General features: G+C 54.5%; 1 protein-coding gene and 1 pseudogene. Both read left to right on the top strand.

Annotated features, from left to right (window positions below; genetic code table 11):
* Window positions 1-134 (top strand): annotated as a pseudogene (locus NE473_RS30340) (precorrin-3B C(17)-methyltransferase); the annotation flags it as partial.
* On the top strand, window positions 127-420 hold a 294-nt coding region (locus NE473_RS30345), incomplete at its 3' end, for a precorrin-6A/cobalt-precorrin-6A reductase (protein ID WP_256265569.1). The pseudogene NE473_RS30340 and the gene NE473_RS30345, both read left to right, overlap by 8 nt.

The following is a 420-nucleotide window of genomic DNA, read 5'->3' on the forward strand; positions in this document are numbered from 1 at the left end:
CCATGGAAGTGATGACGCTTTCTCAATTAAGATATACCCCCGCCGACATGTTTACCACCGTGTTCATCGGCAATGAGAAGACAAAGGTGATAAACGGAAAGATGGTGACGCCGAGAGGGTACCGGAATGTGTAGGATCCTGATCTTCGGAGGCACCACGGAAGGCCGGCTTCTTGCCGAATACTGCATGCAGCAGGAAATCGCTGTCTGTGTCAGCGTCATCAGCGGCTACGGGGCGGACTTACTGCCGGAAAGCCGGCTGATTCACGTGGTCTCCGGTCGGATGGAGGAGAAAGAGATGGAAGAATTCATGAGCCGGGAGTCCATCCGAACCGTCTTTGACGCGACCCATCTGTATGCCGTGGAGGCAACCGGAAATATAAGGGAAGCCTGTAAGCGTTCCGGAGCCTCTTACGTGAGG

This window comes from Hungatella sp. SL.1.14 (genome assembly GCF_024460495.1).
GTDB classification, from domain to species: domain Bacteria; phylum Bacillota; class Clostridia; order Lachnospirales; family Lachnospiraceae; genus Hungatella; species Hungatella hathewayi.